1 protein-coding gene and 1 pseudogene are annotated in these 955 nt (G+C 69.0%); both read left to right on the top strand.

The window, feature by feature from the left end:
* Positions 1 to 198, top strand: a pseudogene (locus tag Q7A36_RS40160) (hypothetical protein); the annotation flags it as partial.
* The coding region (istB, locus tag Q7A36_RS40155; protein WP_305109385.1) for an IS21-like element helper ATPase IstB at positions 195 to 955 on the top strand (761 nt) is incomplete at its 3' end. The pseudogene Q7A36_RS40160 and the gene istB, both read left to right, overlap by 4 nt.

The following is a 955-nucleotide window of genomic DNA, read 5'->3' as shown; positions in this document are numbered from 1 at the left end:
GTCCTCGAGGGCCGCGGCAAGCGCCGCATCGCCGAGGGCCACCGTACCCTGCCGCCGCCGCGCAACAGCATGACGCCGCGCCAGGGTGGTGCCGAGCCTGCGCAACCCGCCGCCTCGCCCGGCACCGTGACGCCGAGGTCGCTGGCCATCTACGAGACGATCGGCCGCCGGCTCGCCGCAGGGGACCTGCCACGATGAACGCCACGGCTCCCGCGACGCTGGACCGCATTCGCCAGCACCTGGTCGGCCTCAAGATGCCACGCTCCCTCGAGGTCCTCGAGCACCTGCTGCGTCAGCTTGAGCGCGGCGAGATCTCCGCTCTCGAGGCCATCGACACCCTCCTCTGCGAAGAGCTGACCCTGCGCGAGGGGCGCAGGATCAAGGCCGCGCTCAAGATGGGCCGGCTGACCACCGTCAAGACCCTGGCCGGTTTCGACTTCGCCTTCCAGCCCTCCCTCGACCGCAACCGCATCCTCACCCTGGCAGGCCTCGACTTCGTCGATCGCCATGAGGTCGTCCACTTCATCGGCCAGCCCGGAACGGGCAAGTCGCACCTGGCCCTGGCGCTCGCCGTCGAGGCGGTGAAGGCCGGTCGCAGCGTCTACTTCACCACTCTTGCTGAACTGATCGGCTCCCTCGCCAAGGCGGAGCGCGAGGGCATGCTGCGACAGCGGATCCGCTTTCTCTGCAGGCCGCAGCTGCTGGTCGTCGACGAGATCGGCTATCTCACCGTCGCCTCGGGCGGCGGCAACTTGTTCTTCCAGCTGGTGAATGCCCGGTACGAGCGGGGCGCGATGATCCTGACCTCAAACCGCGGCTTCTCCGAATGGGGCGAGGTTTTTGGCGATACCGTGGTCGCCTCGGCCTTGCTGGACCGCCTCCTCCACCACGCCGTCGTCGTCCGCATCGAGGGCGCCAGCTACCGCCTTCGCAAGCACGCCGACCTGCTGCCGGA

Origin of the sequence: Paracraurococcus lichenis (assembly GCF_030657435.1) — a bacterium.
GTDB lineage: Bacteria > Pseudomonadota > Alphaproteobacteria > Acetobacterales > Acetobacteraceae > Paracraurococcus > Paracraurococcus lichenis.
Note: the sequence above shows the minus strand (reverse complement) of the source record. Positions and strands in the feature narration are given on the sequence as shown.